The following is a 25,910-nucleotide window of genomic DNA, read 5'->3' as shown; positions in this document are numbered from 1 at the left end:
TGTTCTTACGGGTCGAGCGGATCGCGAGGATCGATCCGGGCGGAAGCGGCAGCGGGTCGCCATTCGAGGGCGGTGGGGCTGATTCGGAGCCCAGCGCTACCCGACTGATAGCCGAGTTCGCGTTCGTTGCGGGCGACGAAGGCGGGGCTTTCGATCGCGGCGCTCTGCAGCGGATTGCAGACGACCAGCGTGTGCTTTTCCAGCGGCGCGCCTATCTGCATCAGCAGGCGGGCGGCATTGCGCATGTTGGTCGTGGTGTGCCGGGCATGGGGGTCGATCACGATGCGGTCGGCAGGGATGCCGTAGCGTTCGATCAGCGCGCTGCGCATCTCCACCGCCTCGACGAAGCGGGTGGCAAACGGGTGGGCACGGCCGCCACTGACGATGATGAACGGTGCCTCGCCGAGAGCAAATCGCTGCGCGGCAAGACGTAGATGGTACTTGCCGCCGGGGCTGAGCGGCATGTCCTCCAACTCCGGTCCAATCCCGGTGACGATCAGCGCGCTATAGCGGAAATCGTTCCAATCGGTCTGCCGGGCGCGGTCGAAGGCGGCTGCGTTTATGCCGCTATCCAGCGGCAAGAAGCCGATCGCATCGGTGCGAGTGCTTCCGTCGAGCAGGGCCAGCGCGAAGTCGAAGGAGGGATCGAGCCGCTGCACCGAGCCTGCGCGCGGTATTTGCGACAACCAGAGCGCGGCCTGCAGCCACGCGCGGCGTTCGGCCGGCTCGATGGTGCCCGCGCCATCGATCGCGGGATAGGCGGGCACATGGCCAAGACCATAGGTGCCGAGGATCACATTGACGCCCTGCAATTCCCGCGCCGCCTGCGCAGCGACGCCGTCATCGAAAGCGGGCAAACCGGCAGGTAGCGCGTTCGCGAGCGCCCGGATCTCGCCGTCCGACCAGATCAGCGCCTGCGCCGCGCAGCCTGGCTCCTGACGACAGGCGGCCAATCGCTGCTCCCGAGCCGACATCAGTTCGCCGACCTCCGGCCGGGCCATCAGCGCGGCCACGGCATCCCGGTCCTGCCCCAGCGCGGTGAACAGCGGAAACAGGCGCTGTGAAAGAGCGGCGAGGATGGCGTCGGCCACCGCCGCAGGTTCGGCTGTCTGCGCCGCGGTCGCCGGCGCTGCGATACTCGGAACAGCGCAGGCGGCGGCGAGAACCGCCGCCCGCATCATGAACCCCGTCGTCCTCACCAATCGACGCCGACGACGAGCCGGAAGTTGCGGCCGAAGATCGGGCGGCCATAGATCGCTTCGCTGCTTCCCTGGCCGGCGAGCGAATCCGTGCGGGTATTGCCTTCGGTCAGACCCTTCTCGTTGAATAGATTGTCGCCGACGACCTGCAGCTTCCAGTTCCCCCGATTGAGCGTGATGCCCGCCCCCACGGTTCCGTAAGCCGGCAAAGCCGTGTTGTTGTAGAGATCGACGTAGCGTTTACCCATGTACGTGTAGCGGCCATAGATCGACACGTCCGTATCACCGGCCGTGAAATCGAACGACGGACGGATGTTGCCGTACACCTTCGGCTGGCGAACGATCTGGTTGCCCTCCACCTGTTCGGGATCGGCGCCGGTAGCGCTTTCGAAGTTCTTGTACTTGGGATCGCTGATCGTCAGCGCGCCGTTCAGGGTGAACCATGGTGTCAGTGCCAGGGCGCCGTCCAACTCCACGCCCAGGATCTGCGCCTCGCCAATGAATGGCACGTTCACGTCGTTGCGGCCCGTCGTGGGATCGTACGCCAGGAACGAGGCGTTCAGCGGGTCGAAGTTGGAATAGAAGCCGGTCGCGTAGAGGTAGGAGCGGCCGCTCGACAGTTTCAGACCGACTTCGAACTGGTCCGCGATGGTCGTGATGTAGACAGGGTTCGGGTTCACATCCATCGCGGCCTGCACGTTTGGCGGTGTCTCGAGGTGAGAGGCGCGCGCATAGAAGCCCACGTTTTCGCTGAAGTCGTAATTGGCGCCGATCGTCCAGTTGGTGGCTTCGGTGTCGAGATCGCGGTTGACGATCACGCCCGTGAAGCCGCGTGTGGCGTCGTCGGCCAAGGTGGCTGGGTCGCCGAGATCGACCTGTTCGGTCAATCCGCCCCACCCCTCGTAATCGTAGCGTTCGTGCCGGATGCCGGCATCGATACGCAGCCCGTCGATCACTTCCCAGGTATCGTTGGCGTAGATGGCGAACATCGATGCGTCGCTGTCGCCTTGGTTCAGCGTGGCCGCATAGTTCAGCACGCCATTGTCGGTCACGCGGCCGATTTCGGCACCCGCGGCGTCGTAGGCGACGAGGTCCAGCGTGCGTGGAGTGCCGGCGACTTCGATCAGATAATTCTGATAGGCATAGAAGCGATCCTCGCCGTACAGGCTGCCGTAGAGGCCTACGGTTAGGTCGTGACTACCGAAGCCGGTTTCGAACCGCTTGGCGACGGACAGGTTGCCCTGCGCCGAATAGAAGTCGGACGCCACATCGCGGTACTGACCCTGCATGACGAGGCCCGACGCGCCGTTGGGATCATAGACGGTGTCTGTGCCCGCCAGCGTATAGTCGAAACCGGCCACCGCGCCGAACGCGGCGCTTGCGCGATCGAGATAGCCGTTCGCGAAGCTCTCCGCATCCGCCGGGTTGGTCGTCGAATAGAAGGCCGTGAACCGGTTCTTCCCCTGCGTGTAACCGAGCTTAGCGGAAAGCAGCCAACCGTTGAAATCCGCTTCGTACTGCGCGCCGACATTGAACATGCGCATGTGGCGCCCGTCGGCGAGATCGGTGGTCCGGCTTTCCGTCAGCCCCTGACCGTTGCGGAACGGGATGGTCGCGTTGCGGAACGCGGGCGAGTTCATCGTGCCTTCGAAATAGTCGATGTAGGGGTCGAGGCTGACCGATGGGTCGCGAGGATCGCTGATCGGGATCGGCAGATAGAACACGTTCTTGTCGTTGACGTAGTTCGCACTCAGTTTGACAAAGCCGTTGTCCAGATCCTGCCGGATATTGGCACGGATCTGGCCGCCGCGGTCATTGGGGAAGCCATTGTCGCGATAACCATCATGGTGGCGAATGAAGCCGCCAACCGCGAAGTAGGTGTCTTCGGCCAGTGGCCCGGACTGGAAAGCGTCAAGGCGGTAGAGGCCCGTATCGCCGAGCGTGACCTGCGCACCCCCTTCGGGCGTATCGCCGCCCTCGCGCGTGATGGCGTTGATGATCGCGCCCGAGTAGCTGGAGAACACCGGTGCCGGGCCGCCCCGCACGACCTCCAGACGCTGCGTCATCAGATCCTGCTTCAGGATAGCATCGCCGCGGAAGAACACGCCGTCGTTCTCATGGAACAGCGGCAGACCGTCCTGCTGGAAAGAGACGAAACCGCCGTCATTGGGCAGGCCGCGGATCCGGTAGATGTTCTGCACCTCTCCGCCGGTGATCTCCGTCTGAAAGCCGGGGAGTTGGCCGATGAGGTCGGCGAAGTTGACGGGCGCGATCTTCTCGATCGTTTCCTGCCCCAGGGTGTTGATGGCGTAAGATGCGTCAAAGCGGCGCTGGGCACGGGCTGCACCGGTCACGATGATTTCCGAGCCGGCAGACCCACTCTCGGTGCCGGTGGCTGCCGGGCTCTCGGATGTAGCGCGCGGTTCGGATACGGCGGCGTCCTGCGCGAGAGCCGGCTGGATGAAGAACGTGCAAACGGCGGCAGCGGCCGTGCCACCCGCTAAGATCGACTTACGCATTATTTCCCCTGCTTAGGATTCGCCGCTTGTGAGCGGCTCGACGCGCCGGCCTCTGCCGTAAGGTTGTGACACTTTGTGGTAGGATTGGAGGAGTTTTCGCTGACCGTTAGCGGCCCTTGAGCGTGATCGGTTTCCCGACCGACGCTGCGGATTGACCTATTCGTGACTGCACGCGTAGCGCTACTTCAAGGCGTCGGCTGAGCCCTGATCACTTCAGGGAAGCCCCCGCGCGAGACGTCCCGCAGCGGGTGTCGCCTGGAGTTGGCAGACCACCGGGCCACGGACTCCACGCAACGATACTGTGCACGGATGGCGCGGCCCTCGCGCGACGGCAATTCAGCCACGATGTTGGGCCACAGCGATGCGCGAATTGCCGACCGGCAGTTCGCGCTGAAGTCGCCTTGCAGCCCCTGGGCCGGCAGCTGCCCTTCCGCTTTGCAGGACGATGGCGAGGTGTCCTGCCATTCGGCTCACGCCAACAATGCTGCCATTCCAGCGGCATGCAATTGCTGTGCGCTTTCTGGCTCGTCAACGCATCCTGAACGCCAGAGGTTAGGACGCGTAGCCGTCCGGCAGGTCCTGCCAAGAGCAGCCAAGTGCCTCGGGCGATCACTGTCGGCGCTCGAAAAGATGAGTATTTACTAATTGATGGTGCGACCCACTTGACGCTTCGTATCGACCGGCGTCTCGTCGAAGATACGAGAGGCGGTGCTGTTTGACCGCCTCTCGTATCGCACGGTTCCTCGGTGGCTCAGTTACGAACCGTGTTGTTCAAGGTATAGGCCTCGTCAGACGCTCACAGGATCTTCATCGTCGTCATTGTCCGTGACGATCAGCGCAATAATGCCCACCGCCGCGATCGCTGCAACGATCAGCGCCGGGCCGATCTTGCCGCCGCCTAGTTCTGACTCTTCAATCATGGGCTTGGACACACGCTCGGCAGGCTGCGCCTGTGCAGCAACCGGTGCTGTGGCCAGCGAAGCCGCTGCCGCGGCGAATAAGAGGCTGCGTGGTTTCATGTAATTGCCCTTCCGTTCGGTGTTCAAAAGCCCCGCAATTGTGCGAGTCTGAACGGGGTGCCGGCAACTGCTTAATTTGGAGTTAATTCGCTAAGCCAGTCCGGTCTCTCCCGTAGCAGTTCGCAAGCAAGTGCAGATATCGCTGCAAGTGCATCGCTGATAGTACATGGTTTAGAGTCCCAACCCCCGTTCCCGCCCCAACACACGGCCCAAGGCCTGCGCGATCCCGCGCGAGCGCTGAAGCTCATCACCGATACCGCCATCGAAGCTGCCTGGTGACCACTCGAGTGACCACTCACGGCTAAGCCCAAGCTGACTCGCACGCTTGAACAGGGCCGCGCCCATCTGCGGATCCTTCTCGACCGACCGCGCCATGGCGGTGAGCCTTTTGTCGGTCGCATCACGCTCTTCGAAATTTTGCCATCCGCCAAGCTGCTCACGCCGCTGGCGCAGATGCCGCCACTCGGCGACGAAGCGATCGGCCCGCATCTCGGGATCGGTGCGCCACCTGGCCTGCTCTTCCATCGCGTTGATGGCCCGGTCGGTCCTCCCACCCGCTGCTTCCTCGATCAGCTTGAGGTCGCCAGAAAATGCGTTCTCGAGATCGGTTCGCCCGTGGGTCCGCAGAGCATCGAGCGCCGAGCGGCTTGCGGTGAGTTCAATGCCCTGCTCCCTGGTGTAGTCCTGACCGCGCGCGTGAGTAGCGCGCATATCGCGCACGATCCGCGCGTGCTGCACGACCGCGACGGAGAGCTTCGACTGGTGGCTGCGAGCAGCTGCCGCGTACCGGTCGAGAGGACTGACGGTTCTTTCGGGTACAGGCGGCTTGCGAGCCGGTAGCGGCTCCGCCTTCAGCTTGAGCCCCGCGAACGGATCGCGCTTATTCGTGGGCTCCGGCACCTTGGGCTCCGGCACCTTGGGCGCCGGCGCATAATCACGCGCCATATCCTTCGCCCGCTCGCGGCTAAGCACACGCACCAGTTTCGAGCGATCGGCAAAGTCGTCCCTACCGTAGTGCAGATCGACCCGGTCGCGGTGCCGCGACAGCGCGACGTAAGCCGCATGCCGATCAAGCCCAGGTGTGGCGAGCACATGCACCCGGTCGACCGTCATCCCTTGCGCCTTGTGGATCGTGGCAGCGTAGCCATGATCGATATCGCGATAGTCCTTGTGATCGAACGCGACGCTGCGCCCGTCATCGAGCGTGACCTGCATGCGGACGCCATCGACACTTCGTACGGTTCCAAGCGAGCCGTTCTTCACGCCAAGGCTGCGTTCGTTGCGCAGGACCATGATCCGGTCACCGGGTGCGAAGCTTCGCAAGCCGCGGGTCACCTGCAGGGTAGTTTCACGGCCAAGCTCACCGTTTGCGCGCATCTTTGCCCGCGCCGCCTCATTGAGCGCCCGGACATCGTCGTTGGTGTGCGTGAGGATGATGCGGCTGCTCTCCGTCTGCTCTTGCCGATCGCGATTCCACCGCGCGATCAGCTGCTTGCGCGCCTCCTCACGCGTGGCGGCTGCATGGACATGGCCAGCCTCGTCGTAGGCGGCGATCGCCTCGCTGGTGCGCTCGGTGGCCAGCTTGCGCGTCGCATCCCTCTGCCAGTCCTCGCGCTGTCTGCGAACGGTGGTGATCTCTGCGCTGCCATGCCGCTCGGTGATCGAACGGAACGCAGCCCCTGCCTCGATCGCCTGCAACTGTTCGACATCGCCCACCAGCACGACCTTGGCGCCGCGCTTCTCGACTTCGGAGATGACCCGCTCCATCTGCCGCGTGCCGATCATCCCGGCCTCGTCGATCACGAGAACATCGCGATCGGTGAGCAACTCGCGCCCTTGCGCCCACTGGTGTTCCAAACTCGCGATCGTGCGCGAGGCTATGCCCGAACCGCTTTCCAGGTTCTCGGCCGCAATGCCGGATAGAGCAGCACCGCGAACGCGGTAGCCGGCGCTTTCCCATCCATCGCGCGCAAGGCCCAGCACGGCAGATTTGCCGGTGCCGGCATAGCCGGTGACGTTGGCAATGTCGGCGCCCCTGAGTATGCGCTCCAGCGCGGTCTTCTGTTCCCCCCCAAGGGTCAGACCGCGCCTCCCGGCCGATGCGATCGATCGCCCGATTGTGTCTGCCGGGAGGCTATGATGCCGCCGCATCGAAAGCTTGTCCGCCGCCCGCTCGAGCCGGTCCTCGCACTCGAGCATCGCGCGCGAGGTGAACCGCTCTTCTCCGCGCCCATCACGCCCGAGCCGCATCAGCTCGGACGAGCGCTTTACCGCGGCGAGCACCTGATCGAACTGCTCCTTGCCGTCGCTGTGCCGATGCACGAACCGGGCAAGATCGCGCGCGGTGAACGTGGCCTGCCCATGCGTGATCGCATCGAGCGCCAGCGCGGGATTGGCGAGCAAGCGCTCGCCGTTCCGCCGCGCGATCTCTGCATGCTCGGCAAGCCGCTCGCTCTCCAGCCCCTCGCCAGCCATGCGCGAGGCAGCAGGACCGATCTTGTTCTGCGGCTCGAGCTCGATTCCTTGCGCTTCCAATGTCCGGTGATCGATCCGCGCATCGATATCGAGTTCGGCGAGCCTAGTGTTGACGTGCTCGGCCCAGGCTTCGCGCCAGTGGCTGAGCAGATCGGTCCGGTTCCACTTGCGGACCTTCGCGCCAAGGCCCTGCTCATCGACCTCGCGCATCGACAGCATGACGTGCGCGTGCGGCTTGGCCTCACCGTCGCTACCGACATCCCAGTGCACATTGAGATCGGCGATCATTCCGCGCGCCACGAACTCACGTTCGACGAAGTCGCGCGCCAGGCGGATGCCTTCGGCTTCATCGAGCTCGCGCGGAATGGCGAACTCGACCTCCCGCGCCAGCTGCGCATCCTTGCGCACTTCAGCCGCTTCGACCGCATTCCACAGTTGCTCGCGATCCGCGAAGTGCTCGGGCGCCCCTTCTGGCAGCAGCACTTCGGAATGGACGACGCCGGCCTTGTTGGAGAAGTCGTGATGCCGATCGAGCCGCTGATCGTGCAGCCGCGAAGCCGAGCGGTAGGCGGCAGCCGCCAGTGCCGAGGACCCAGCGGCGCGCGAGATCACTTTGGCGGAGAAGTGGTAGATCGCCATGGCGATCATACCAGTTACACGAACCAAGCGACGTCGGCACGACGTATAAGCGCGCCCTCGAAAGAATTCATCTTTCTCGGGACGGCCGCGTCTCACAAGATTTCAGGGCATTGCCGCTAATCGAGCGCCTCGATAACTGGACCACCTCCACCAATCAACTGGAGGACAGATCATGCGCAGACCCCGCGACTATGATGCCGAACTCAAAGCGCTCAATGCGAAGGCGAAAGAACTCAAAGAGCGAAAGCTGCGGCAGTTCGGTGTGCTGGTGGTAGTCACCGGCGCCGACAGATTGCCGGTCGAGGAGCTTGTCGGAACGCTGCTGCTCACCGTCGAAGCAAAGGACCACCCAGAGAGGAGTGCCGCCAGCGCGGCGAGCGGTTCTTTCGCCGGTCGGCGCGAGGGGCTGCGAAGCGCGGTCATCGCGGTGCGAGCAGCGGCGCGGCGGATGCAGGCCGCGCGCAACCGGCTGCTGGCGAAGCGGGCGCGGTATGACACGCGTGCGTGGCAGGTGAAGCGGCGCGAACGCACGCGTCAGCTGATCGAGCTGGGCGGACTTGTTGCCAAGGCCGGGCTCATCGAACTCACTGATGACGATCGGGCGGTGATCTTCGGCATACTGGTTGAAGCCGCGGCGAAGCTCTGCAGCGATAACGGTGAGCAGACAATGCTGTTGTGGCGGCGGCGAGGCAAGCGCGCGTTCGATGGCCGGACAGTAGGCCAACTCTGACCGCAGGGTGGCATTCCCATTGCGATGAGAGCTGATAGAGTGATCGCTGATGACGGGGCGGACTTCGGAATGATGACATCTCACCGTAGATCGAGCGGCCCGCATGCTTCGTCGGCTGCCCTTCTACTGATCACGTTGACCGGATGCGCCAAACCTCCGGTTACTATCGATCACGTCGCCGAAAGAATCTCGGCGTGCTCAACCTCCGAGAACTGCTATCTGATCGACGAACGCGGTCGATTGCAAATGATCTCGCGCTCGACAGGTGATCATGCGCGGCCAGCAGCACTGTGTTTAGAGGATGCAGAGCTCGCAGTCGTCTCCAACGAAAATACGGATCATTCCGGCATGTTCACCGGGCGCTGCCTTAAGGGTGGGAAAACGACCGCGCAGGTTACCTTCTGGTACTTTCCAAACGGCCAGTATGATCTCACGATCGAAGACTGCGGCGCGACCGGATGCGCGGACGGTCGGTTCTGGCCAATCTGATCGTGGTGACGCGCTGCGTCACCATCCGACTCGCAAAACGGGGAGTCGATCATGGCCCTGTTCCAGAAGTGGTCTGATCAATCCGCCGGCTTCCAAAGGATGGCGAACCGGTCGTCATGCTGCTCGCCTGCAGCGCCTGGTCATGTTCCGGCACGGCGGCCGATCAAGGCGTCAGCGGAGCGTACGGAGTAGCGACCTCACGGCCTCAAGGAGAAGATCCACGTCAGCGGAGCTGTTGAACAGAGCCGGTGTAACTCTAACGCAGGCGCCCCGTGCCGGCCCGGTTCGATGAACCGTGAATATGCGATGCTCGTCGAGCAGCAGCTTGGCGATAGCGACATTGTCCTCCGCGTTCGTGCGCCCGGCAAAACGAAATGACGTAATGCCTCCATAAAGCCGCGGATCGGGCGGGGTCAGTATTTCGAGGCCGGACATACCGCGCAGCTCTTCGGCCCAACGATCCCGCAGAAAGCGCAGACGAGCTGTGCGGGCGCTGTCGCCAATGGCGTCCTGAAAATCGAGTGCCGCGGGAACGGTAAGCTGCGCCGCGAAGTCGACCGTGCCGGTATGCACACGCGCCTGGCTGTTGGCTGCGAACGGAGGGGAGTTGGCTGGATCGGGATCGATCAAGTCCACCTTGGTCTTGCGGATGTAGAGCGCCCCAACGCCGAGGGGAGCTCCGATCCACTTGTGCAGATTCAGGCCAACGAAGTCGGCGCCGAGGTCGGGCAGCGTGAAGTCGAGTTGGCCCCAGCTATGAGCCGCATCGACGATAGCGTCGACGCCGCGGGCACGCGCCATCGCCACGATCTCACGCACCGGCACGACAAGCCCCGTACGATGGCTGAGGTGCGTGAGAAGTATCAGGCGTACTTGAGGGTTGGCATCCAGCGCGGCCGCGTAGCAGTCGATCAGCCCCTGATGCGTCGCGGGCTCAGAAAGCGCGATGCGCACGATATCGACGCCGCGGCTCCGCTGCAGTGCATCGCAGCATGCCTGCATGCTATCGTAGTCGAGATCGGCATAGAGCACCGCGTCGCCCGCGCGGAGCCGGTTATAGCCGCCGATCAGGGCCTTGAGCGCCTCGGTAGCGTTGCGGGTGAAGGCGATCTCGTCGGGCCGAACGCCCAGCTTTGCCGCGACACGCGCGCGCACCGCCATCAGGTCGGGACCGAGGCCGCGGCGGGCGTAGTAACTGGTTTCCCGGTTCACCCGCCGCACCGCTGCCTGATAGTGGTTGAGGACGGGCCGAGCCATCATACCCCAGTTGCCGTTCTCTAGCTGGACCACGCCCGGCACGACGTCATACTGGGCGGCGATCCCCGCCCAGTAGCTCTCGTCGTCGGGGAGCGGGCCGGAGAGCGTCGGAGCGGCATGAAGCCGCCCCGCCACCGGCACCGCCGCTGCGGCCATCATCATCTGGCGACGGCTGAGTTCCATGTCTCTGCCCCAGCGTCAGAACGTGATGCCCAGACGGACGTAATACTGACCGCCGTCGGTATCGTAGGGTGCGTTCCGCGAATACATCAGGCCGCGAACCGCCTGGTTGGTGGCTTCGTCGGGATAGCTATCGAAGATATTCTCTGCACCGGCGCGGATCGTCAGATGTTCGTTCAGGTGGACACTGGCCGAGAGATCAAACAGCACCATGGACCCAAAGCGCTGGAAGATCTCGCCGTCCGCGTTGCCGCTGACGTCGGTCCACGGACCGTAGTAGCGCGCCCGCGACTGCACCCCAAAATCGCCGATCGTATAGCCGAGCGATGCAGTCGCATTGTGTTGCGGCAGACGCTCTTCGAACAGGATCCGCTGGGTCTCGTTCGCGATGGCTGCGCTTGTCCCGGTTGTTACCTTGGTCTGGTTGTAGTTGTACGCGAGATTGATGTCGGCCCGGCCCGGACCGACGTCGCTGGTATAAGCCAGCACGACATCAATCCCACGCGTGCGCGTGTCGAAGTCGTTGGTGAAATAATTCACGGCGGTGAAGCGCTGCGGATTCGGCAAGTCCGCTGGCACCGCGAAACTTGCCGATTGGCCGAAGCGGTCACGCAATTTGATCTGGTATAGATCGATGCTGCCGGAGAGCCCAACGTCTGACTGGAAGGTCAATCCTGCCGTCAGTGTGCGCGATTTCTCCGGCTTGAGCGGTTTTGCGCCAAGGGCAATTGCGATCGGATCGCTCGGCGACAGGCGGCCGCGATTGAAAATCTGCAGGGTCGTGGTGTCGAGACCCTGCGTAGTGTTAACGGCATTGAGCTGTCCGGGCGTCGGTGCGCGAAAGCCGGTCGAATAGGTCGAACGCAGCGCAACGCCGCTGAACGGCTCAAGCCGCGCCGAGAGCTTGTAGTTGAAGGTGTCGCCGAAGGCCGAGAAATCCCCGTAGCGACCAGCGACACCAAGCGTTAGCATCTGTATGGGGCGAGCCTCGATGTCGAGATAACCGGCATAGCTGGTCTGCGACCATTCCCCGGCGTTGAGCGGGCTGAAGCCCGGGAAGCCGTTGCTGTTCGGGGCGAGGCCCGACGCTGCGCCGGGACCAATCGCGTAGGAGGCGGGGTCGCCTTCCCGAATGGCATAGGTCTCCTTGCGTCGTTCGGCACCGAAAGCAATGTTCACCGGCTCAACAGTGCCAATCGGCAGGCGGTAGACGAAATCCGCGTTCAGATTGAATTCGTTCTGGCGGAGACGGCCGATGTAGAAGCTGGTCGGGCTGTCGGGTCCCAGCGATGCGTTGAGCGATTCCCGCATCGTGTAGTCGATGCGACTGCGCCCGAGTGAGGCGCTGAGATCGTACGTGAAAGCATCCCCCAGTTCACCGCGCAGGCCGCCTGCAGCCTGATAGTCGTCATACTCGGTTCCGAACCGCGGCGTGAAGCCGGCCGGGTAAAGGCTCGTGAAGCTGAAGCCCGGGAAGGCTGGGCTCGGGTTATAAACGTTCCCTGTCCCGGCCGGATTGCGCCAGTTGAAATCGGTGACACCCTCCCCGCTGGAAATTGTGCCGAAGGCATAGAGGGTCGCGCCATCGACGATTTCATAGTCGGCGTTGATCGCACCGCGCACGGAGCGCAAATCCGGCTGCCCCCAGCGCTGCACTGGATCAGGCACATCGAGATCTGGATTGGCCGCCTGGAATTCCTCAGCGTCGGGACGCTGGCGCGTACGTGATGTCGCATCCGACTCCGAAAATTCACCGGTGAAGACAAGCACACCGCGATCGCCCAGAGCGAGGCCACCCTGGCCTCCGGTCTGGTAGCTGGTGCCGTCACCTTCGTAGTACTGCGAGAACTGGCCGAAGGCATCCATGCCCGGCTGGTCATCGAGAATAATGTTGATCACACCCGCGATCGCGTCGGAGCCGTACTGAGCCGAAGCACCATCACGCAGCACTTCGATCCGCTTGATCGCCAGGTTGGGGATGGAGGCAAGGTCGGCCGCCTGCGCGCCGCGCGTGCCGAGCAGTGCCGAGCGATGATAACGCTTGCCGTTGACGAGAACGAGCGTCTGGTCGGGGGACAGGCCGCGCAGTGTCGCGGGTCGCACGAAGGCGAGGCCATCGGCAGCCGGGAGCCGCTGCACGTTGAACGAGGGCAGCAACTGCGCCAGCGTATCCGACAGATCGTCCGAGACGCTGCCGTCGATCGCTTCCGACGACAGAACGTCGATCGGCGCGAGCGTGTCGAACTGCGTCCGCCGCGCGTCGCGCGTGCCAGTGACGATAATTACGTCGCCATCCGTGCTCGCGGCGCTTGCCGACACGTCATCTTCAGCGCGAAGAACTGAGGGCGCAGCAAGCTGCAACGCGACAAGCGCGCAGGCGGTGAGGCTTTTCATAGATGCTCCTTGGAACGCGGCGAGATGAGGTGTGATTCCGCGCGGCGTTAGGAGCCGTATGTGACATTCGGGGGTCGAAGACACATTCCGCACGTACGGGGCGCGGCGATGATCGAACTTGGCAACTAGGAGAACGAAAAGGTGGCGAGCTGCGCCAACGACCCGCGCGAAGTCACTCCTCTGCTACGACGGTTCGAGCGGGCGATGCTCAGTTTCAGAAGCATAATGTCTTTGCAGAAGTTCTCTTCGATCCATGCCAGCGTCCAAAACCATGAGCATCCCGTTTTCTGACCTCGACTGCCCGAAAGCTGGCCGCCCGGCGTCGGCCAGAAGCCGCCAGTTAGCGTCAGCTCTAAACGATACGGCAGGTATGCGGCCGAAGAAGAGCTCCCGCGGCGCCGAAGCGCCGCGGGAGCCGTCCACTCAATCCGCCGGGTTCCAAAGGATGGCGAACCGGTCGTCGCGCTTCTCGCCAACAGCCTGAACAAGATTGGCGTAAAGCCGGCGCGGCCCGAACTCAGGAGCTGCGAAGCTGAGCGAGACGTACGTGCGGCCGCTCGCTTCGGAGCGGCGGTTCCAGCCGGCACCGATCTCGACGTCGCCGACATAGACCCGGTAGTCGGGCTGAACCTCGCTGGTCTTGCGGGGGGTTGGCGGCGATGGTGATGTCCTCGCGGATGCTGATGGTCTTCAGCTGCCCCTTGAAGGTGCCGTTCTCCTGGGCGGTGACATATCCGATGGCAGGCATGATGCTTTCTCCTTGTCTGTCGACCGGGACCCGTTCCCTGTCGATGGGCCGACCGCAGCGGCCGGAACAAGAAGGACACGAACCCAAAGGGCCGCAGCATCAGCGGAGGACCGGAGCGGCGAGATTCTTGTCGCGCGAGGAGCCGCATTCATGCGGCGGGGAAGAATCTCGCGAAGCGATGGTTTTGCAGGACTTCGACCGGCCGTAGGTCATGGGCTCAAGAGACGGGAAACGAGTTCCCGGTGGCAGTGCAGGACGATCTGTCGAGCACACGAATGTCTCCCCCGTAGACGTCACACTTCAGCCGGTGCTGACAGCTAAGCCGCTGCTCCCGCCTTCAGCTCTGCCAGTCGCTCGCGGCACACTTCGCCGACAAGGTCGCGTAGCCGCGCGATGCAGACGGACAGCGCATCGAGATCCTCGGTGGTGATCGAATAGCTCGCCGAATAGCGGGCTTCGACATAGGCGCGCTTCAGCCGCTCGAACCGCCGCCGGTCGATCTTGCTAGAGCGCGGCCATGCCTCGACCAGCCGAGGCTCCTTGTCCTCGGCGAGCGAGCGCAGGAACTTGATGTTGTGCGAGCGCGGGAAGTAGAGAGTCCGCACGAGCAGAAAGCAGATGTAGAGCCGCTCGGTGGCTTGGTGCAGCAGGAACGCTGCAAGCTTGCTCTTGTCCCTGGCTATCGCGTCACGTGCGCTCTCGAAAAAGTCATCAGCGCTGCTGAGCCATTCGTCGAAGTACTCGCTCGCCATCCGGTGTGCATCGGCCGGCGTCAGGGGCTTCGGTGTCGCCAGCGGATGGCACGGCAGCTCGTAAACGATGCAGCCGTCGCGCGCGATATCGACTCAGAAGTACTCGCCTCGCACGAGCGCCTGGTTCACCTCGTCGAGCGAGTGGACGATGATATTGACCGGTCGCTCGATCGACGGATCGCGCGCGATGCGGTCCTCGGCGATGTACCAGTAGTCGGCGATATCGGTCAGGTCCTCGTGGCTGACCACGATCAGCAGGTCGAAGTCGGACTGATAGCCGTTCTCCGGCTCGTCGACCCAGTCGCCCCGCGCCGCCTTACGAAAGGCAACTGGCGGAGCTCTATCAGGGTACTCCGGTTTCGGACGATTACCTCCGCTTTCTGGTGGAGGAGCTGAAGCCGTGGGTGGACGAGAACTTCCGCACGCTTACCGGCCGCGAGGACACCTTCATCGCCGGATCGAGCATGGGCGGCCTCATCTCGCTCTACGCGATCAGCGAATATCCCGAGGTCTATCGCGGCGCGGCGATGATCTCGACGCACTGGCCGCTGTTCCTGAGTTGGCCCGTCGAGCCGCGCCCCGCGGCGGAGCGGGCAGCCGTGATCGCGACCTTCGAGGACTGGCTGCGAACCACCCTCCCCGCGCCAGAAAACCATTGCCTGTGGTTCGACTACGGCTCGGAGACGATCGACGCGCTTTACGAGCCCTATCAGCTCAGGATGGACGAGGTCGTCGCCGCCCGAGGTTATGAGCGCGGCCGCAACTGGAGCACCGAGTCCTTCCCCGGTGCCGCGCATGACGAGCGCGCCTGGCGCGAGCGTATCCACCTGCCGCTCGCCTTCCTCCTCGGGCCCGGCGACACGGAAGACTGAGAAGCAGGCGGCAGGGCGCAAGACCTTGCCGCCCGCCTCGGCTGCTCAGTTCAGCCTGAACAACGCGGTTTCGTAGGGCGCCAGCCGCGTGCCCGTGCCGCCCAGCAGGTCCGTGGCTCCGGGCCCGCCATAAGTCACCGGCTGGTCGGACAGGTTCGAGACCAGGCGGAACCGTGCGCCGTCCAGCGCACGCTCCACGACCAGCAGCTCCGGCGCGCTTTCGACGACGGTGAGCGAACCGCGTGACAGCGCCGGATTCTGGTCGCGCAAGTCGAGCAGGCGCCGGTAGTAGTTGAGCAGCGAGTCCGGATCGCCGTCCTGCTCCTCGACCGAAATGCCGTCATGGCTCTGGGAATACTTGTCCGTCCAATAGCTCTTGGCCGGATCGCGATACCAGTTGGCGTGGATCGGCGCCTCGACCTCGGCCTTCCATTCGAAGGCTTCGCGGATGCCGATATCCTTCTCGTCGGTTTCGAAACGCATATCCTGCGCCCCGCGCATGCCCAGCTCCTGACCGTAGTAGAGCAGCGGCGTGCCCTGGAGCAGGATGCCGAGCGCCGCCGCGGTCCGCAGCCGCGTGGGCGTCATGCCCGGATCGGAGGCGACCCGGTTCATGTCGTGGTTCTCGATGAAGATGAGTTGGTGCTTGCCCTGCGGCGTCGCCTCGGCCGTGCCCCGGATCGCCTCGACGACCTTGGCCTTGTCGAAGCTGCGGATGGCCTCGCGCAGCGGGAAGGCAAAGACGTAATCGGCGTCGCCGCGGGCCAGGAAATCCTCTCCGTATCCCCAGTCGGACTGCTCCGCGATGAAAGTCACGCGCGGATTGACCGCCCGCACCTTGTCGAACAGCGGCCGCCAGAACTCGGCGAACAGGTTGGTGTGCATGCCCCGATCGTCGAGGTTGTCCATCATGTGGTCGATCCGGAAACCGTCCACGCCGTCGCTGAAATCCCCATCGCCGTTGGGATCGACCCAGCTCAGGAAATAGCGGTCGAAGTAGGCCTTGAGCTCGGGCGACTGCATGTTGAGCGTGGTGATGCCGGTCTCGAGATCCGACCAGTGCTTCGCCACCACGATCGCGAATGGGCCCTCGTCGGGCTTGGTGTTGCCCGGCCCGTGCCAGACCAGGAAATCGCTGTAGGGCGATGACGGATTGCCGAGCGACTGCGTGTACCAGGGGTGGTCGTAGGCGACATACTGGATCTCCTGATCCAGGTAGATCTTCATGCCGCGCTTGTGCACCTCCGCCACAAGGCGGTGATAGTCCTCCATTGTGCCGTATTCGGGATCGATGCCGTCGAAATCCGACGCGAAATAGTTGTGGTAGAAGGCCGAGGGATAGAGCGGCGTCAGCAGGATCGAGGTGACGCCCAGTTCCTTCAGATAATCGAGGCTGTCGGTGATCCCCTGAAGGTCGCCGTGCCCGTCTCCGTCGCTATCGCGCAGGCTGCGATTGAAGACGTGATAAAACACCTCGTCCGACGGCGCGAGCGATGCGGAGGTTTGCGGCGTGGGCGCGGGAACGCTCGCGCAGGAGGCGAGCAGAGCAGCGGCCGCGGCGAGCGGCCAGGCCCGTGTCAGCCCCCTCATGCCGGCACCAGCCGGTCGGTGTCGGGAGTGCGATGCCACGGCACGGGCGGTTCGGATTCCTCGTAAGTCGGCAGCACGGCCTCGACGCGCTGGCGCAACACCGCCGTCCAGTCGAGCGGCGTGAGCGGTCGCGCCACGCTGGTGCGGATGTCGTCGCGCCGGAGGTAGTTCTCCATCGCGCGGGCGCGCATGCCGGACGACATGCTGCTCCAGTGCGGCATGTACCAAAGCGTCAGCAGCGGGCGCTCCTCGTTCGTCTGGTTTGCATAGGCGCCGTGGATCAGGCGGGAATCGCCGATCAGCACGTCGCCGGCTTTCACCGGCACCGCCACTTCGTCGGGATGCGCGGCGTAATCGGCGGCGTCCGGGTTCTTGAAGCCTTGCAACCCCTCAGAATGCGCCGCCTCGAGATGATGGAGCGGATGGTCGCGCAGGTGCGTGCCGGGAATAACGCGCAGGCAGCCGTTCTCCGGCGTCGTGTCGGTCAGGTAGATCATCACGAAGAGCTGGTACGCGCGAACCTCGTAGCTCGCCGGCTCGGTCCAGCCCCACCAGTCCTGATGCCAGAACAGCGGCGGGCCGCCTGCCGGCTTCGAGATCAGGAAGCCGCCCGTCCAGCGGGGGTCGGTGGCGCCGACCTCGCGGAGCAGGTCGACGATCTTCTGCGATCCGATCACGTCGGCATATTCGGGATTGTCGCTCAGGTGGATGAGCGAACCGTTGGACTTCACCGCCTCGCGCGCCGCCTCCTTCTCGCGGAGCAGCGTCGCATGGGCGCGCAGCAGCAGGGTGTCCATGGTGACGGGATCGAGTACGTCGGTGAAGCGGACGAAGCCGTTCTGCTCGAGCTGCTCTGCGGGCGAGAGGACGGCCGGAGCCGCCACGGAAGGGGCGCTTGTCATACCGGTCATGATAAGCTGCGTATCTGGCCTCGTCAGCCGGTCACACTGTTGCTGCCGGGTGGATAAACTATCGTGTATTTGTCCTAGAGGGCTGAAGACGGAGTACCCCGGGTCGGTGCCGTGTCGCTCCGGTGCCGCTCCGATTCACCCTCGTACCCTACCTGCTTCGAGCGAAGGAACAGCCATGCGATCGCGGACAGGCCGATAGAAACCGCGCCGATCAGGAATAACGCTCCCTTGTCCTCCACCCGGCTCATGAAAGCGCCCACACCAAAGCTCGCGACGAGCTGCGGCAGGACGACCGAGAGGTTGAACAGACCCATGAACAGCCCCATGCGGCGCCCGTCGACACGCTCCGACATGATCGCGAAGGGCAGGCTCACCATCGCGCCCCAGCCGATCCCCGCGATGGCCATCAGCGCGTAGAGCAGCGGCTCGGTCCGAACGAACATCCACGCGGCGAGGAACGCCGCGGCCATCAGCGCCAGGGCGCCGGCGTGGACGTGGGTGCGGCGGAACCTGCGGGCGAGCGGCGCGAGAAGCAGCGCCGGCGCAAGCGCCGCCACGGCGTTGAGCGCCAGGAACGCGAGCGCCGCCGTCCGCCCCAGCCCCTCCGCATCGAGCGAAGGCATCCGGTACTGCAGGAACGACACCAGGTAGATGAAGAGCGACTGGATGCCGATCCAGCTCAGCGAATGCGCCGCGAGAACCTTGCGGAACTCAGGCACCGTGCCCCCGTCGGATCGGGAAAGCAGCGCATGGCCGATGAGCAACGCGGTCCCCGCCGCGCAGGCGATCTCGGCGCCGTATCCGGCAGGCATCGCCCCCGCCAGACGCACGGCCATGGCGTAGATGTTGTAAATCGCGATCGCCCAAAGCGGCGACAGCATCAGCATCACGCCGGTAAAGTTCACCTCAACGGCAGACGCCGCCGCACCGTCGTTCGCGTCGTCTGGCCTCGGCTCCTCAATGAGCAGTGCGGGAACGAGGGAAAAGAGCAGGACGAGCGCCACCGCAAAGTAGATCAGCGCCATGTTCCCGAGCAGAGCGCCGATCGCGTAGGCGAGCAGGCTGAAACTGCCCGACACCGTCTGCATCCAGCTATAGCCGCGCGAGCGCTCCGCGCCGCCTTCGGTCACGTCGGCGATGATCGAGCGCGTCGGATTGAAGCCGACGTTGACCGCAAGATCGAGTGCCAGCGCCACGGCGATCGCGACGCCCATCACGCTCTCCAGTCCCAGCGCAGTGGAAATCAGCCCCATGGCCGGAAGCGCCAGGATCATCAGCGCCGCCAGCACACCGCCGACGATGATGAAGAAGCGGCGCCGCCCGTTCCAGATCCACAGCCGGTCGCTCATCAGCCCGATGGCGACCTGCCCGATGATGCCCGCCATCGGGCCTGCCGCCCAGACCAGGCCGATCTCGTGAATGTCGAGGCCGTATTGGGTCGCGAGGATCCAGCTCAGCACCGAAATCTGGACCGACAGGGCAAAGCCCATCGCGGTGGCGGGAAGCGTCAGCAGAAAATAGAATGACGGCGTCCGCCGCCGCTGGATGTCGAGCATTTGATCCTCTCGGGATCACGTCAACATCAGCAGAGGCTTGCACACAACGGGAAAAACTATCACCCTCTTGCCCTCATGACTCTCCGCCCCATCTGCGAGCCGGTCGAGCTGCCGCTCGGCGCGAGCGTGGTCGCCGAGCGCGTCGTCGCGGCCATCGATGCGCCCGCGTCGGGACAATTCCTCCATTTCCACGATGTCAGCGAACTGGTGCTCTTCGGCCGCGTGGAGGGCGCCTTCATCGCCGATGGCCGGCAGCATGCGCTGAGCGACGGCGCAGTGGCCTTCTCGCCTTCGATGCGCCACCACGACTTCGCTCTCGCGCCGGGCCGGAAAGACTGGGCGCTTATCCAGATCGATCCGTACATCGTCGAGAGTCTCGCGCACCAGCCGTCGCTGTCGCGGCTGAACCGGCCCTTCTGCGCCATGCCCGACGCCGCCGCGCGCCGCCGCATCGATGTCCTGGGCGACTGGCTGATCGACATGGCTGGCGCGGATCCGTTCGATCCGCTGATCGGGCGCATCGTCGAGCTCTTGCTCTGCCAGATCGCCGCGGCCCCAGAGGTTGCAGGCAGTGAGGCGACCAGCGACACGGCACAGGTCGAGCGCCTGCTGCCCGCGGTGGAGCAACTGCGGCGGGATCCGTCCGCGGCGATTTCGCTCGAGAGCGCAGCGGCGTCGTGCAACTTGTCGTCCGCCTACTTCTCCCGCCGTTTCAAGCGGGTCTTCGGCATGAATTTCACCGACTATGCCCGGGTCTACCGCCTCCATCTTGCCGCGCGCCGTATCGCGACCTCCGGCGCATCGCTGTCGGAGATCGCTTACGGCCTGGGCTTCTCCAGCCCGTCGCACTTCAGCGCCCGTTTCCACGAACGCTTCGGCATGACCCCGCGCCAGTATCGCCGCACGGCGCAGGCACAGTAGTCCCGGAGCCGCCCGAAAAATCACCGATCTCGCTGTTCCCACTTTTCTTGTTCGTTCGAACGAACTATAAGGTGCTGCATGGCCATGCTCTCGATTCTCGAAGCCGCTATCGAGCAGTTCGGCCGCAAGGGTTTCGAAGGGGCGAGCACCCGCGCGATTGCTGCCGCGGCGGGGACGACCATGTCGTCGATCACCTATCACTTCGGCAGCAAGCACGGGCTCTACCTCGCTGCTGCGGACCATATCGCGCAGCGCATCGCGGAGATGCAGGCGCCGACGCTGGAGCGGATGCGCGAACTTGCCGATGGTTCGCGCGAAGGTGCCGTCGTCGCCCTGCTGGGCATCTTCGACAGCTTCGCCCTGATGATGCTGTGTGCGGAATCGGCGCCCTGGGCCCGCTTCATCCTGCGCGAGCAGCAGGAGCCGACCGAGGCGTTCGAGCGGCTCTACGGCGGTGTCATGCGCCGTCTGTCCGAACAGGTGGTCGAGTGGCTGCGCGTTGCCCGGCCCGACTTGTCGGACCGCGAGGCACGCGCGACTGCCATCGTGATGTTCGGCCAGACGATGATCCTGCGCGCCGGCCGCGCGACGGTCTGCCGCGTCATCGGCGTGGAGGCGATCGACGACGAGGTCGCCGCCCTGCTGCGGGCCCGTCTGCGCAGCAATCTGCTCGCCATCCTGCGGGAGGAACCCACATGAACCGCCGCCGCCTCATCGCCATTGCAGCGCTTCTCGCCCTCGTTATCATCGCCCTCGCAACCCGCGGGTTCGGCCTGATGGGGGGCGACCGCGACGAGACGCTGACGCTCTACGGCAACGTCGACGTGCGCGAGGTCGAGCTGGCCTTCCGCGTCCCCGGCCGGATCGAGAGCATCGCGGTCGAGGAAGGGGCAAAGGTCAAACGCGGGCAGCGCCTTGCGACGCTCGACACCGCGAGCCTCGACACCCAGATCGCGCGCGCCGATGCCGACGTCGCCCGGGCCGAGGCGGAGCTGGCCCGCCTGACCAATGGCAGCAGACCGCAGGAGATCGCACAGACCCGCGCGCAGCTCGACGCTGCGCGGGCGGCCCTCGTCAACGCCGAACGCGATTACACGCGACGCGAACCGCTCGTGGAGCCCGGCGCCATCAGCACGGCCGTCTGGGCCCAGACCGTCGCCGCCCGCGATCGTGCACGGGCCCAGGTGGCCGAGGCACGCCAGGCGCTCTCGCTCGTACAGGATGGCGCGCGCGCCGAGGACATCCGCGCCGCCCGCGCCCAGGTCGCCGCTGCCCGCGCCGCGCGCCAGAGTGCTTCCATCGACCGCGGCGACGGCGTCCTGACCGCGTCGGTCGACGGCACCGTCGTCACTCGTGCACGCGAACCGGGCGCCATCGTCCAGCCGGGCGAGACCGTGCTCACGCTGTCAATCGACCGGCCCTTGCGCGTCCGCGCCTATGTCAGCGAGCCGGACCTCAGCCGCGTGCGGCCGGGCATGCGCGTGACAATCAAGGCCGACGGCAATCCGAAGGCCTATCGCGGCACGATCGGCTACATTTCGCCCCGCAGCGAGTTCACGCCCAAGTCGGTCGAGACCGAGGATTTGCGCACCGACCTCGTCTACCGTCTGCGCATCAATGTCGAGGACCCCGACGACGCGCTGCGCCAGGGCCAGCCGGTGACGGTGACCATCCCCACGCCCGCCGCCGCGGAGGACTGATCCGGTGAGCGCCGCCGTCGCCAGCGCGAAGGGGGTGGTCAAGCGCTTCGAAGGCGTGACGGCGCTCGACGGCGTGGCGATCGACGTCGCGCCGGGCCGGATCACGGGGCTGGTCGGGCCCGACGGCGCGGGCAAGACCACGCTGATCCGCATCCTCGCCGGACTGATGAAATCCGACGACGGCGAGGTCTCGGTCCTCGGCGGGCCGCCGGGCGCCGCGCTCTACGATCTGGGCTACATGCCGCAGCGCTTCGGCCTCTACGAAGACCTCACGGTCGCCGAGAACCTCACGCTCTACGCCGAACTGCGCGGTCTGCCGCGCGGCGAGCGGCAAGCGGTTTTCGAGCGGCTGCTGGACTTCACCGATCTCAAGCGGTTCCAGGCCCGCCTCGCCGGCAAGCTCTCCGGCGGCATGAAGCAGAAGCTCGGCCTCGCCTGCGCGCTGGTGAAGACGCCAAAGCTCCTCCTGCTCGACGAGCCGGGCGTCGGCGTGGACCCGATCTCGCGCCGTGAGCTCTGGGCCATGGTGGGCGAGCTCACCGGCGAAGGCATCGGGGTGCTGTGGTCGACCGCTTATCTCGACGAAGCCGAGAAGTGTGACACCGTCTACCTGCTGAGCGAAGGCAAGTTGCTGTTCGAAGGCCTGCCGGGCGACCTCACCGGCCCGGTCGCCGGCCGCGTGATCCGGGTGAGCGGGTTCGAGGCCCGGCGGCGGCGGTTCCTGACCGAGGCGCTCGACCGCGAGGACGTGATCGACGGGACCATCCAGGGCCGCTCGGTGCGGCTTCTGATCCGCGATGGCCGCGAGGTGCCCGATGCCGCCATGTTCAACGCAGGGCCCGACACCTGCGTCGAGCCCGCCAGCCCGCGCTTCGAGGACGGCTTCATCGAACGGCTGGGCGGCGGGCCGCGCGGCACGAGCGCGCTTGCCGTGCGCTACCGCGAGATCCCGCCCAGCGACGCGCCGATGATCGAGGCGAACGGGCTGACCCGCCGCTTCGGCGACTTCACCGCGGCGCGCGACATGAACTTCTCGATTCCGCGCGGGCAGATCTTCGGCCTGCTCGGCCCCAACGGTGCGGGCAAGTCGACCACTTTCAAGATGCTGTGCGGCTTGCTCACGCCCAGCGAAGGGACGGGCGCCGTGGCCGGGAACGACCTGCGGCGCGCGGCCGCCGACGCCCGCGCGTCGCTCGGCTACATGGCGCAGAAGTTCTCGCTCTACGGCGACCTGTCGGTGCGCCAGAATCTCGACTTCTTCGCCGGCGCCTACGGCCTCGGCCGGCAGGAAGCCGCGCGCGCGATCGAGGCGATGGCCGAGATCTTCGAGCTGGACGAGCGGATGAACGTCAACGCCGGCACGCTCCCGCTCGGCTTCAAGCAACGCCTCGCGCTCGCCTGCGCGGTGCTGCACGAGCCGCCGGTGCTGTTTCTCGACGAGCCGACATCGGGCGTCGACCCGGTGACGCGGCGCGAATTCTGGACCCATATCAATGGCCTCGTCGAGAAAGGCGTGACCGTGCTCGTCACCACGCACTTCATGGACGAGGCCGAATACTGCGACGAGGTCACGCTGATCTATCGCGCGGAGCAGATCGCCAGCGGCACGCCCGACGCGCTGAAAGCCAAGGCGGCGGAGCTCTCCGGCACCTCCGACCCGACGATGGAAGACGCCTTCATCGCCCTGATCGAACAGAGCGACCGCGCGCGCGAACTGGAAGCGGCGGCATGAGCGCGCATTTCGATCGCCGCCGGCTGATCGCCCTGTCAGTTAAGGAATTCGCGCAGATCATGCGCGATCCCTCGACCTTCCTGATCGCCTTCTTGCTGCCGCTGATCCTGCTGTTCCTGTTCGGCTACGCGGTGTCGCTCGATTCGTCGCGCACGCGGATCGCGCTGGTGGTGGAGGACAGTTCGGCGCAGGCGCTTGATCTGGCCAGCGCCTATGCCCATTCGGACTATTTCGAGGTGATCCCGGCGCGCAGCGTGGCCGAGGTGCGGGATACGCTTATCGACGGGACCGCGCGCGCCATCATCGTCATTCCGCAGGGCTTCGGCGAAGGCATGGTCGCGGGCAAGCCGCCGCCGATCCAGATCGTGACCGACGGTTCGCAGCCCAACACCGCCAATTTCGCAGCCGCCTATGGCGAAGGCGTGCGGGCGGCGTGGATGACAGCCGAGATCGGCCAAGGTGCCGCTGCCCCCCCGATCGCGCTGTCGCCCCGCTACTGGTACAATCCGGGCCTGCAGAGCCGCTATTTCCTCGTCCCCGGCTCGATCGCCATCGTGATGACGATGATCGGCACCTTGCTGACCGCGCTGGTCGTCGCGCGCGAATGGGAACGCGGGACGATGGAAGCGATGATGGCGACGCCCATGCGCATGGCGGAATTCATCGCCAGCAAGGTCGTACCCTACTTCCTGCTCGGCATCGGATCGATGACGCTGTGCACGCTGATCGCGGTGTTCGTCTTCGGTGTGCCGTTTCGCGGATCGCCGCTGGCGCTCGCGGCCATCGCGGCCGCCTTCCTGATGCCCGCGCTGGGGCTCGGTCTGTTCATATCGGCAGCGACCAAGAACCAGTTCGTCGCCAGCCAAATCGCATTGCTGACCGCCTTCCTGCCGACCTTCCTCCTCTCCGGCTTTCTATACGAGATCGCCTCGATGCCCTGGCCGATCCAGGCGCTGACCTACATCGTGCCGGCGCGCTACCTGATCCCGCCCCTGCAAACGGTGTTCCTGGCCGGCGATCTGTGGGGCCTGATCCTGCCCAACATCGCCATCATGCTGGGCTTCGGCGCACTGTTCTTCTTCCTCTCGTTCCGGGTGACGAAGCGGAGCCTCGATTGATGCGCCGCCTGCTCGCCATGATCGTCAAGGAGATGTGGGCGCTGCTGCGCGATCCGAAGTCGCGCATCGTGCTGGTGGTCCCGCCGCTGCTGCAGCTTTTCATCTTCTCCTACGCGACGACGCTGGACGTGCGGAACGTCGACGTCGCAGTGCTCGACCGTTCGGGCGGCGTCCATGCGGCAGAATTCATGGCGCGGGTCGCCGGCAGCCCCAATTTCCGCGACATCCGCCGTCTGTCCTCCACCGACGAGCTCGAGCACGCGATCGACGGGCAGGAGGTGATCGCGGCGCTGGTGTTCGACCCCGATTTCGACGCCCGGGTCACGCGCGGCGAGCCGGCCACGGTCGGCGTGGTGCTGGACGGGCGGCGTTCGAACGCGGCACAGATCGTATCCGGCTATCTCAGCGCCATTGCTGGCGGCTACGGGGCCGAACTGCTGCCGCGCCGAGTGGCGGAGGCGGGCACGGCCGGCTCCGTCGTGACCAACTGGTACAATCCCAGTCTCGACTACATCTGGTTCACCCTCCCCTCCCTCGTCGCGATCATCGTCGCGGTGGCGGGTATCGCCATCACGTCGCAGAGCGTGGCGCGCGAGCGGGAGCTGGGGACGTTCGACCAGCTCATGGTTTCGCCCTTGCGCGTTCACGAGATTCTGATCGGCAAGATGGTGCCGCCGTTCCTGGTCGGCATGTTCAACGGGTCGCTCTATCTGATTATCGCGCCGCTGGTGTTCGGCGTGCCGTTCACCGGCTCATACCTGCTCTTCTTCCTCGCGCTGGCGATCTATCTGCTCGCACTGATCGGCATCGGCATGCTGGTGTCTGCGGCGTCCGCGACCCAGCAGCAGGCCTTCCTCGGCTCGTTCCTCGCGACCGTGCCGCTGATCCTGCTGTCGGGCTATGCCGCGCCGATCGACAACATGCCGGGCTGGCTCCAGACCGTCACCTACGCCGATCCGGCACGCTATTTCCTGATCCTCGTCCAGGGTCTGTTCCTCAAGGCGATGCCTGCCGCGCAGGTGTTCGAACAGCTCTGGCCGCTCGTCGTGATCGCCTGCGCGACCCTGGCCGCATCGGCCTGGCTGTTCCGCGCCCGCATGGAGTGATGC

General features: G+C 65.1%; 20 protein-coding genes and 1 pseudogene. 9 read left to right on the top strand and 12 right to left on the bottom strand.

Features of this window, described 5'->3' with window-relative positions; genetic code table 11:
• Positions 1-5 precede the first annotated feature (5 nt).
• The 4 genes from AC3A5N_RS15750 to traA all read right to left on the bottom strand — a co-directional run bounded on the left by AC3A5N_RS15750 (position 6) and on the right by traA (position 7,851).
• Entirely contained in the window at positions 6-1,181 is a 1,176-nt protein-coding gene (locus AC3A5N_RS15750) for a YdcF family protein (protein ID WP_487738265.1), read from the bottom strand.
• A gap of 14 nt (positions 1,182-1,195) precedes the next feature.
• On the bottom strand, positions 1,196-3,718 hold the full coding sequence (locus AC3A5N_RS15745; protein WP_487738264.1) for a TonB-dependent receptor: 2,523 nt from the start codon (positions 3,716-3,718) through the stop codon (positions 1,196-1,198).
• A 788-nt stretch (positions 3,719-4,506) separates the two neighbouring features.
• Entirely contained in the window at positions 4,507-4,737 is a 231-nt protein-coding gene (locus AC3A5N_RS15740) for a hypothetical protein (RefSeq protein WP_487738263.1), read from the bottom strand.
• A 171-nt stretch (positions 4,738-4,908) separates the two neighbouring features.
• The gene (traA, locus tag AC3A5N_RS15735) at positions 4,909-7,851 is read right to left on the bottom strand and encodes a Ti-type conjugative transfer relaxase TraA (protein ID WP_487738298.1); all 2,943 of its coding nucleotides are present in this window, start codon (positions 7,849-7,851) and stop codon (positions 4,909-4,911) included.
• Between the two features lie 172 nt (positions 7,852-8,023).
• Between traA and AC3A5N_RS15730 the strand changes: the two genes are divergently transcribed.
• A complete protein-coding gene (locus AC3A5N_RS15730) occupies positions 8,024-8,581 on the top strand; it encodes a conjugal transfer protein TraD (protein ID WP_487738262.1) in 558 nt (185 codons plus the stop codon).
• Between the two features lie 39 nt (positions 8,582-8,620).
• Positions 8,621-9,070, top strand: coding sequence for a hypothetical protein (locus AC3A5N_RS15725; RefSeq protein ID WP_487738261.1), 450 nt, complete (start codon positions 8,621-8,623; stop codon positions 9,068-9,070).
• A gap of 171 nt (positions 9,071-9,241) precedes the next feature.
• On the opposite strand, the gene AC3A5N_RS15720 is transcribed toward AC3A5N_RS15725, so the two are convergent.
• From AC3A5N_RS15720 to AC3A5N_RS15700, 5 genes and pseudogenes are all read right to left on the bottom strand, one after another.
• A complete protein-coding gene (locus tag AC3A5N_RS15720; RefSeq protein WP_487738260.1) occupies positions 9,242-10,510 on the bottom strand; it encodes an aminotransferase class V-fold PLP-dependent enzyme in 1,269 nt (422 codons plus the stop codon).
• Positions 10,511-10,525: 15 nt separating this feature from the next.
• Positions 10,526-12,901 carry a TonB-dependent receptor plug domain-containing protein gene (locus tag AC3A5N_RS15715; protein ID WP_487738297.1) on the bottom strand — a complete coding sequence of 792 codons (2,376 nt, stop codon included), beginning with the start codon at positions 12,899-12,901 and terminating at the stop codon, positions 10,526-10,528.
• A gap of 423 nt (positions 12,902-13,324) precedes the next feature.
• Positions 13,325-13,495 (bottom strand): annotated as a pseudogene (locus AC3A5N_RS15710) (DUF736 family protein); the annotation flags it as partial.
• 471 nt (positions 13,496-13,966) lie between these two features.
• The gene (locus AC3A5N_RS15705) at positions 13,967-14,401 is read right to left on the bottom strand and encodes a HEPN domain-containing protein (protein WP_487738259.1); all 435 of its coding nucleotides are present in this window, start codon (positions 14,399-14,401) and stop codon (positions 13,967-13,969) included.
• A gap of 93 nt (positions 14,402-14,494) precedes the next feature.
• Positions 14,495-14,650 carry a hypothetical protein gene (locus AC3A5N_RS15700; RefSeq protein WP_487738258.1) on the bottom strand — a complete coding sequence of 52 codons (156 nt, stop codon included), beginning with the start codon at positions 14,648-14,650 and terminating at the stop codon, positions 14,495-14,497.
• Between the two features lie 80 nt (positions 14,651-14,730).
• Here AC3A5N_RS15700 and AC3A5N_RS15695 point away from each other — a divergent pair, with 80 nt between their 5' ends.
• The gene (locus AC3A5N_RS15695) at positions 14,731-15,273 is read left to right on the top strand and encodes an alpha/beta hydrolase (RefSeq protein WP_487738296.1); all 543 of its coding nucleotides are present in this window, start codon (positions 14,731-14,733) and stop codon (positions 15,271-15,273) included.
• A 45-nt stretch (positions 15,274-15,318) separates the two neighbouring features.
• Here AC3A5N_RS15695 and AC3A5N_RS15690 read toward each other — a convergent pair whose 3' ends face one another.
• The 3 genes from AC3A5N_RS15690 to AC3A5N_RS15680 all read right to left on the bottom strand — a co-directional run bounded on the left by AC3A5N_RS15690 (position 15,319) and on the right by AC3A5N_RS15680 (position 19,330).
• Entirely contained in the window at positions 15,319-16,863 is a 1,545-nt protein-coding gene (locus tag AC3A5N_RS15690) for an alpha-amylase family glycosyl hydrolase (RefSeq protein ID WP_487738257.1), read from the bottom strand.
• A complete protein-coding gene (locus AC3A5N_RS15685) occupies positions 16,860-17,774 on the bottom strand; it encodes a phytanoyl-CoA dioxygenase family protein (RefSeq protein ID WP_487738256.1) in 915 nt (304 codons plus the stop codon). The genes AC3A5N_RS15690 and AC3A5N_RS15685 overlap by 4 nt, the downstream gene beginning before the upstream one ends.
• Before the next feature lie 74 nt (positions 17,775-17,848).
• On the bottom strand, positions 17,849-19,330 hold the full coding sequence (locus AC3A5N_RS15680) for an MFS transporter (protein WP_487738255.1): 1,482 nt from the start codon (positions 19,328-19,330) through the stop codon (positions 17,849-17,851).
• Between the two features lie 75 nt (positions 19,331-19,405).
• On the opposite strand from AC3A5N_RS15680, the gene AC3A5N_RS15675 reads away from it, so the two are divergent.
• The 6 genes from AC3A5N_RS15675 to AC3A5N_RS15650 all read left to right on the top strand — a co-directional run bounded on the left by AC3A5N_RS15675 (position 19,406) and on the right by AC3A5N_RS15650 (position 25,907).
• Positions 19,406-20,251, top strand: coding sequence for a helix-turn-helix transcriptional regulator (locus tag AC3A5N_RS15675; protein ID WP_487738254.1), 846 nt, complete (start codon positions 19,406-19,408; stop codon positions 20,249-20,251).
• Between the two features lie 78 nt (positions 20,252-20,329).
• Positions 20,330-20,950: a CerR family C-terminal domain-containing protein gene (locus tag AC3A5N_RS15670; protein WP_487738253.1), complete on the top strand. Its 621-nt coding sequence runs from the start codon at positions 20,330-20,332 to the stop codon at positions 20,948-20,950.
• The gene (locus tag AC3A5N_RS15665; RefSeq protein WP_487738252.1) at positions 20,947-21,951 is read left to right on the top strand and encodes an HlyD family secretion protein; all 1,005 of its coding nucleotides are present in this window, start codon (positions 20,947-20,949) and stop codon (positions 21,949-21,951) included. The genes AC3A5N_RS15670 and AC3A5N_RS15665 overlap by 4 nt, the downstream gene beginning before the upstream one ends.
• A 4-nt stretch (positions 21,952-21,955) precedes the next feature.
• Positions 21,956-23,683: an ATP-binding cassette domain-containing protein gene (locus AC3A5N_RS15660; protein ID WP_487738251.1), complete on the top strand. Its 1,728-nt coding sequence runs from the start codon at positions 21,956-21,958 to the stop codon at positions 23,681-23,683.
• A complete protein-coding gene (locus AC3A5N_RS15655; RefSeq protein ID WP_487738250.1) occupies positions 23,680-24,801 on the top strand; it encodes an ABC transporter permease in 1,122 nt (373 codons plus the stop codon). The genes AC3A5N_RS15660 and AC3A5N_RS15655 overlap by 4 nt, the downstream gene beginning before the upstream one ends.
• Complete coding sequence (locus AC3A5N_RS15650; protein ID WP_487738249.1) at positions 24,801-25,907, top strand: ABC transporter permease; 1,107 nt, start codon at positions 24,801-24,803, stop codon at positions 25,905-25,907. Before AC3A5N_RS15655 ends, AC3A5N_RS15650 begins: the two co-directional genes overlap by 1 nt.
• The last annotated feature ends 3 nt before the right edge of the window (positions 25,908-25,910 follow it).

The sequence above is a fragment of the Pelagerythrobacter sp. Soil_C_18 genome (assembly GCF_057657235.1).
This window is presented reverse-complemented; position numbering and strand designations above follow the sequence as displayed.

What these genes read in the sequence shown, in the direction of transcription:
- AC3A5N_RS15750 (WP_487738265.1), bottom strand. Translation starts at nt 1,181, where the DNA reads ATGATGCGGGCGGCGGTTCTCGCCGCCGCCTGCGCTGTTCCGAGTATC.
- AC3A5N_RS15745 (WP_487738264.1), bottom strand. Translation starts at nt 3,718, where the DNA reads ATGCGTAAGTCGATCTTAGCGGGTGGCACGGCCGCTGCCGCCGTTTGC.
- AC3A5N_RS15740 (WP_487738263.1), bottom strand. Translation starts at nt 4,737, where the DNA reads ATGAAACCACGCAGCCTCTTATTCGCCGCGGCAGCGGCTTCGCTGGCC.
- traA (WP_487738298.1), bottom strand. Translation starts at nt 7,851, where the DNA reads ATGGCGATCTACCACTTCTCCGCCAAAGTGATCTCGCGCGCCGCTGGG.
- AC3A5N_RS15730 (WP_487738262.1), top strand. Translation starts at nt 8,024, where the DNA reads ATGCGCAGACCCCGCGACTATGATGCCGAACTCAAAGCGCTCAATGCG.
- AC3A5N_RS15720 (WP_487738260.1), bottom strand. Translation starts at nt 10,510, where the DNA reads ATGGAACTCAGCCGTCGCCAGATGATGATGGCCGCAGCGGCGGTGCCG.
- AC3A5N_RS15715 (WP_487738297.1), bottom strand. Translation starts at nt 12,901, where the DNA reads ATGAAAAGCCTCACCGCCTGCGCGCTTGTCGCGTTGCAGCTTGCTGCG.
- AC3A5N_RS15705 (WP_487738259.1), bottom strand. Translation starts at nt 14,401, where the DNA reads ATGGCGAGCGAGTACTTCGACGAATGGCTCAGCAGCGCTGATGACTTT.
- AC3A5N_RS15690 (WP_487738257.1), bottom strand. Translation starts at nt 16,863, where the DNA reads ATGAGGGGGCTGACACGGGCCTGGCCGCTCGCCGCGGCCGCTGCTCTG.
- AC3A5N_RS15685 (WP_487738256.1), bottom strand. Translation starts at nt 17,774, where the DNA reads ATGACCGGTATGACAAGCGCCCCTTCCGTGGCGGCTCCGGCCGTCCTC.
- AC3A5N_RS15680 (WP_487738255.1), bottom strand. Translation starts at nt 19,330, where the DNA reads ATGCTCGACATCCAGCGGCGGCGGACGCCGTCATTCTATTTTCTGCTG.
- AC3A5N_RS15675 (WP_487738254.1), top strand. Translation starts at nt 19,406, where the DNA reads ATGACTCTCCGCCCCATCTGCGAGCCGGTCGAGCTGCCGCTCGGCGCG.
- AC3A5N_RS15670 (WP_487738253.1), top strand. Translation starts at nt 20,330, where the DNA reads ATGGCCATGCTCTCGATTCTCGAAGCCGCTATCGAGCAGTTCGGCCGC.
- AC3A5N_RS15665 (WP_487738252.1), top strand. Translation starts at nt 20,947, where the DNA reads ATGAACCGCCGCCGCCTCATCGCCATTGCAGCGCTTCTCGCCCTCGTT.
- AC3A5N_RS15655 (WP_487738250.1), top strand. Translation starts at nt 23,680, where the DNA reads ATGAGCGCGCATTTCGATCGCCGCCGGCTGATCGCCCTGTCAGTTAAG.
- AC3A5N_RS15650 (WP_487738249.1), top strand. Translation starts at nt 24,801, where the DNA reads ATGCGCCGCCTGCTCGCCATGATCGTCAAGGAGATGTGGGCGCTGCTG.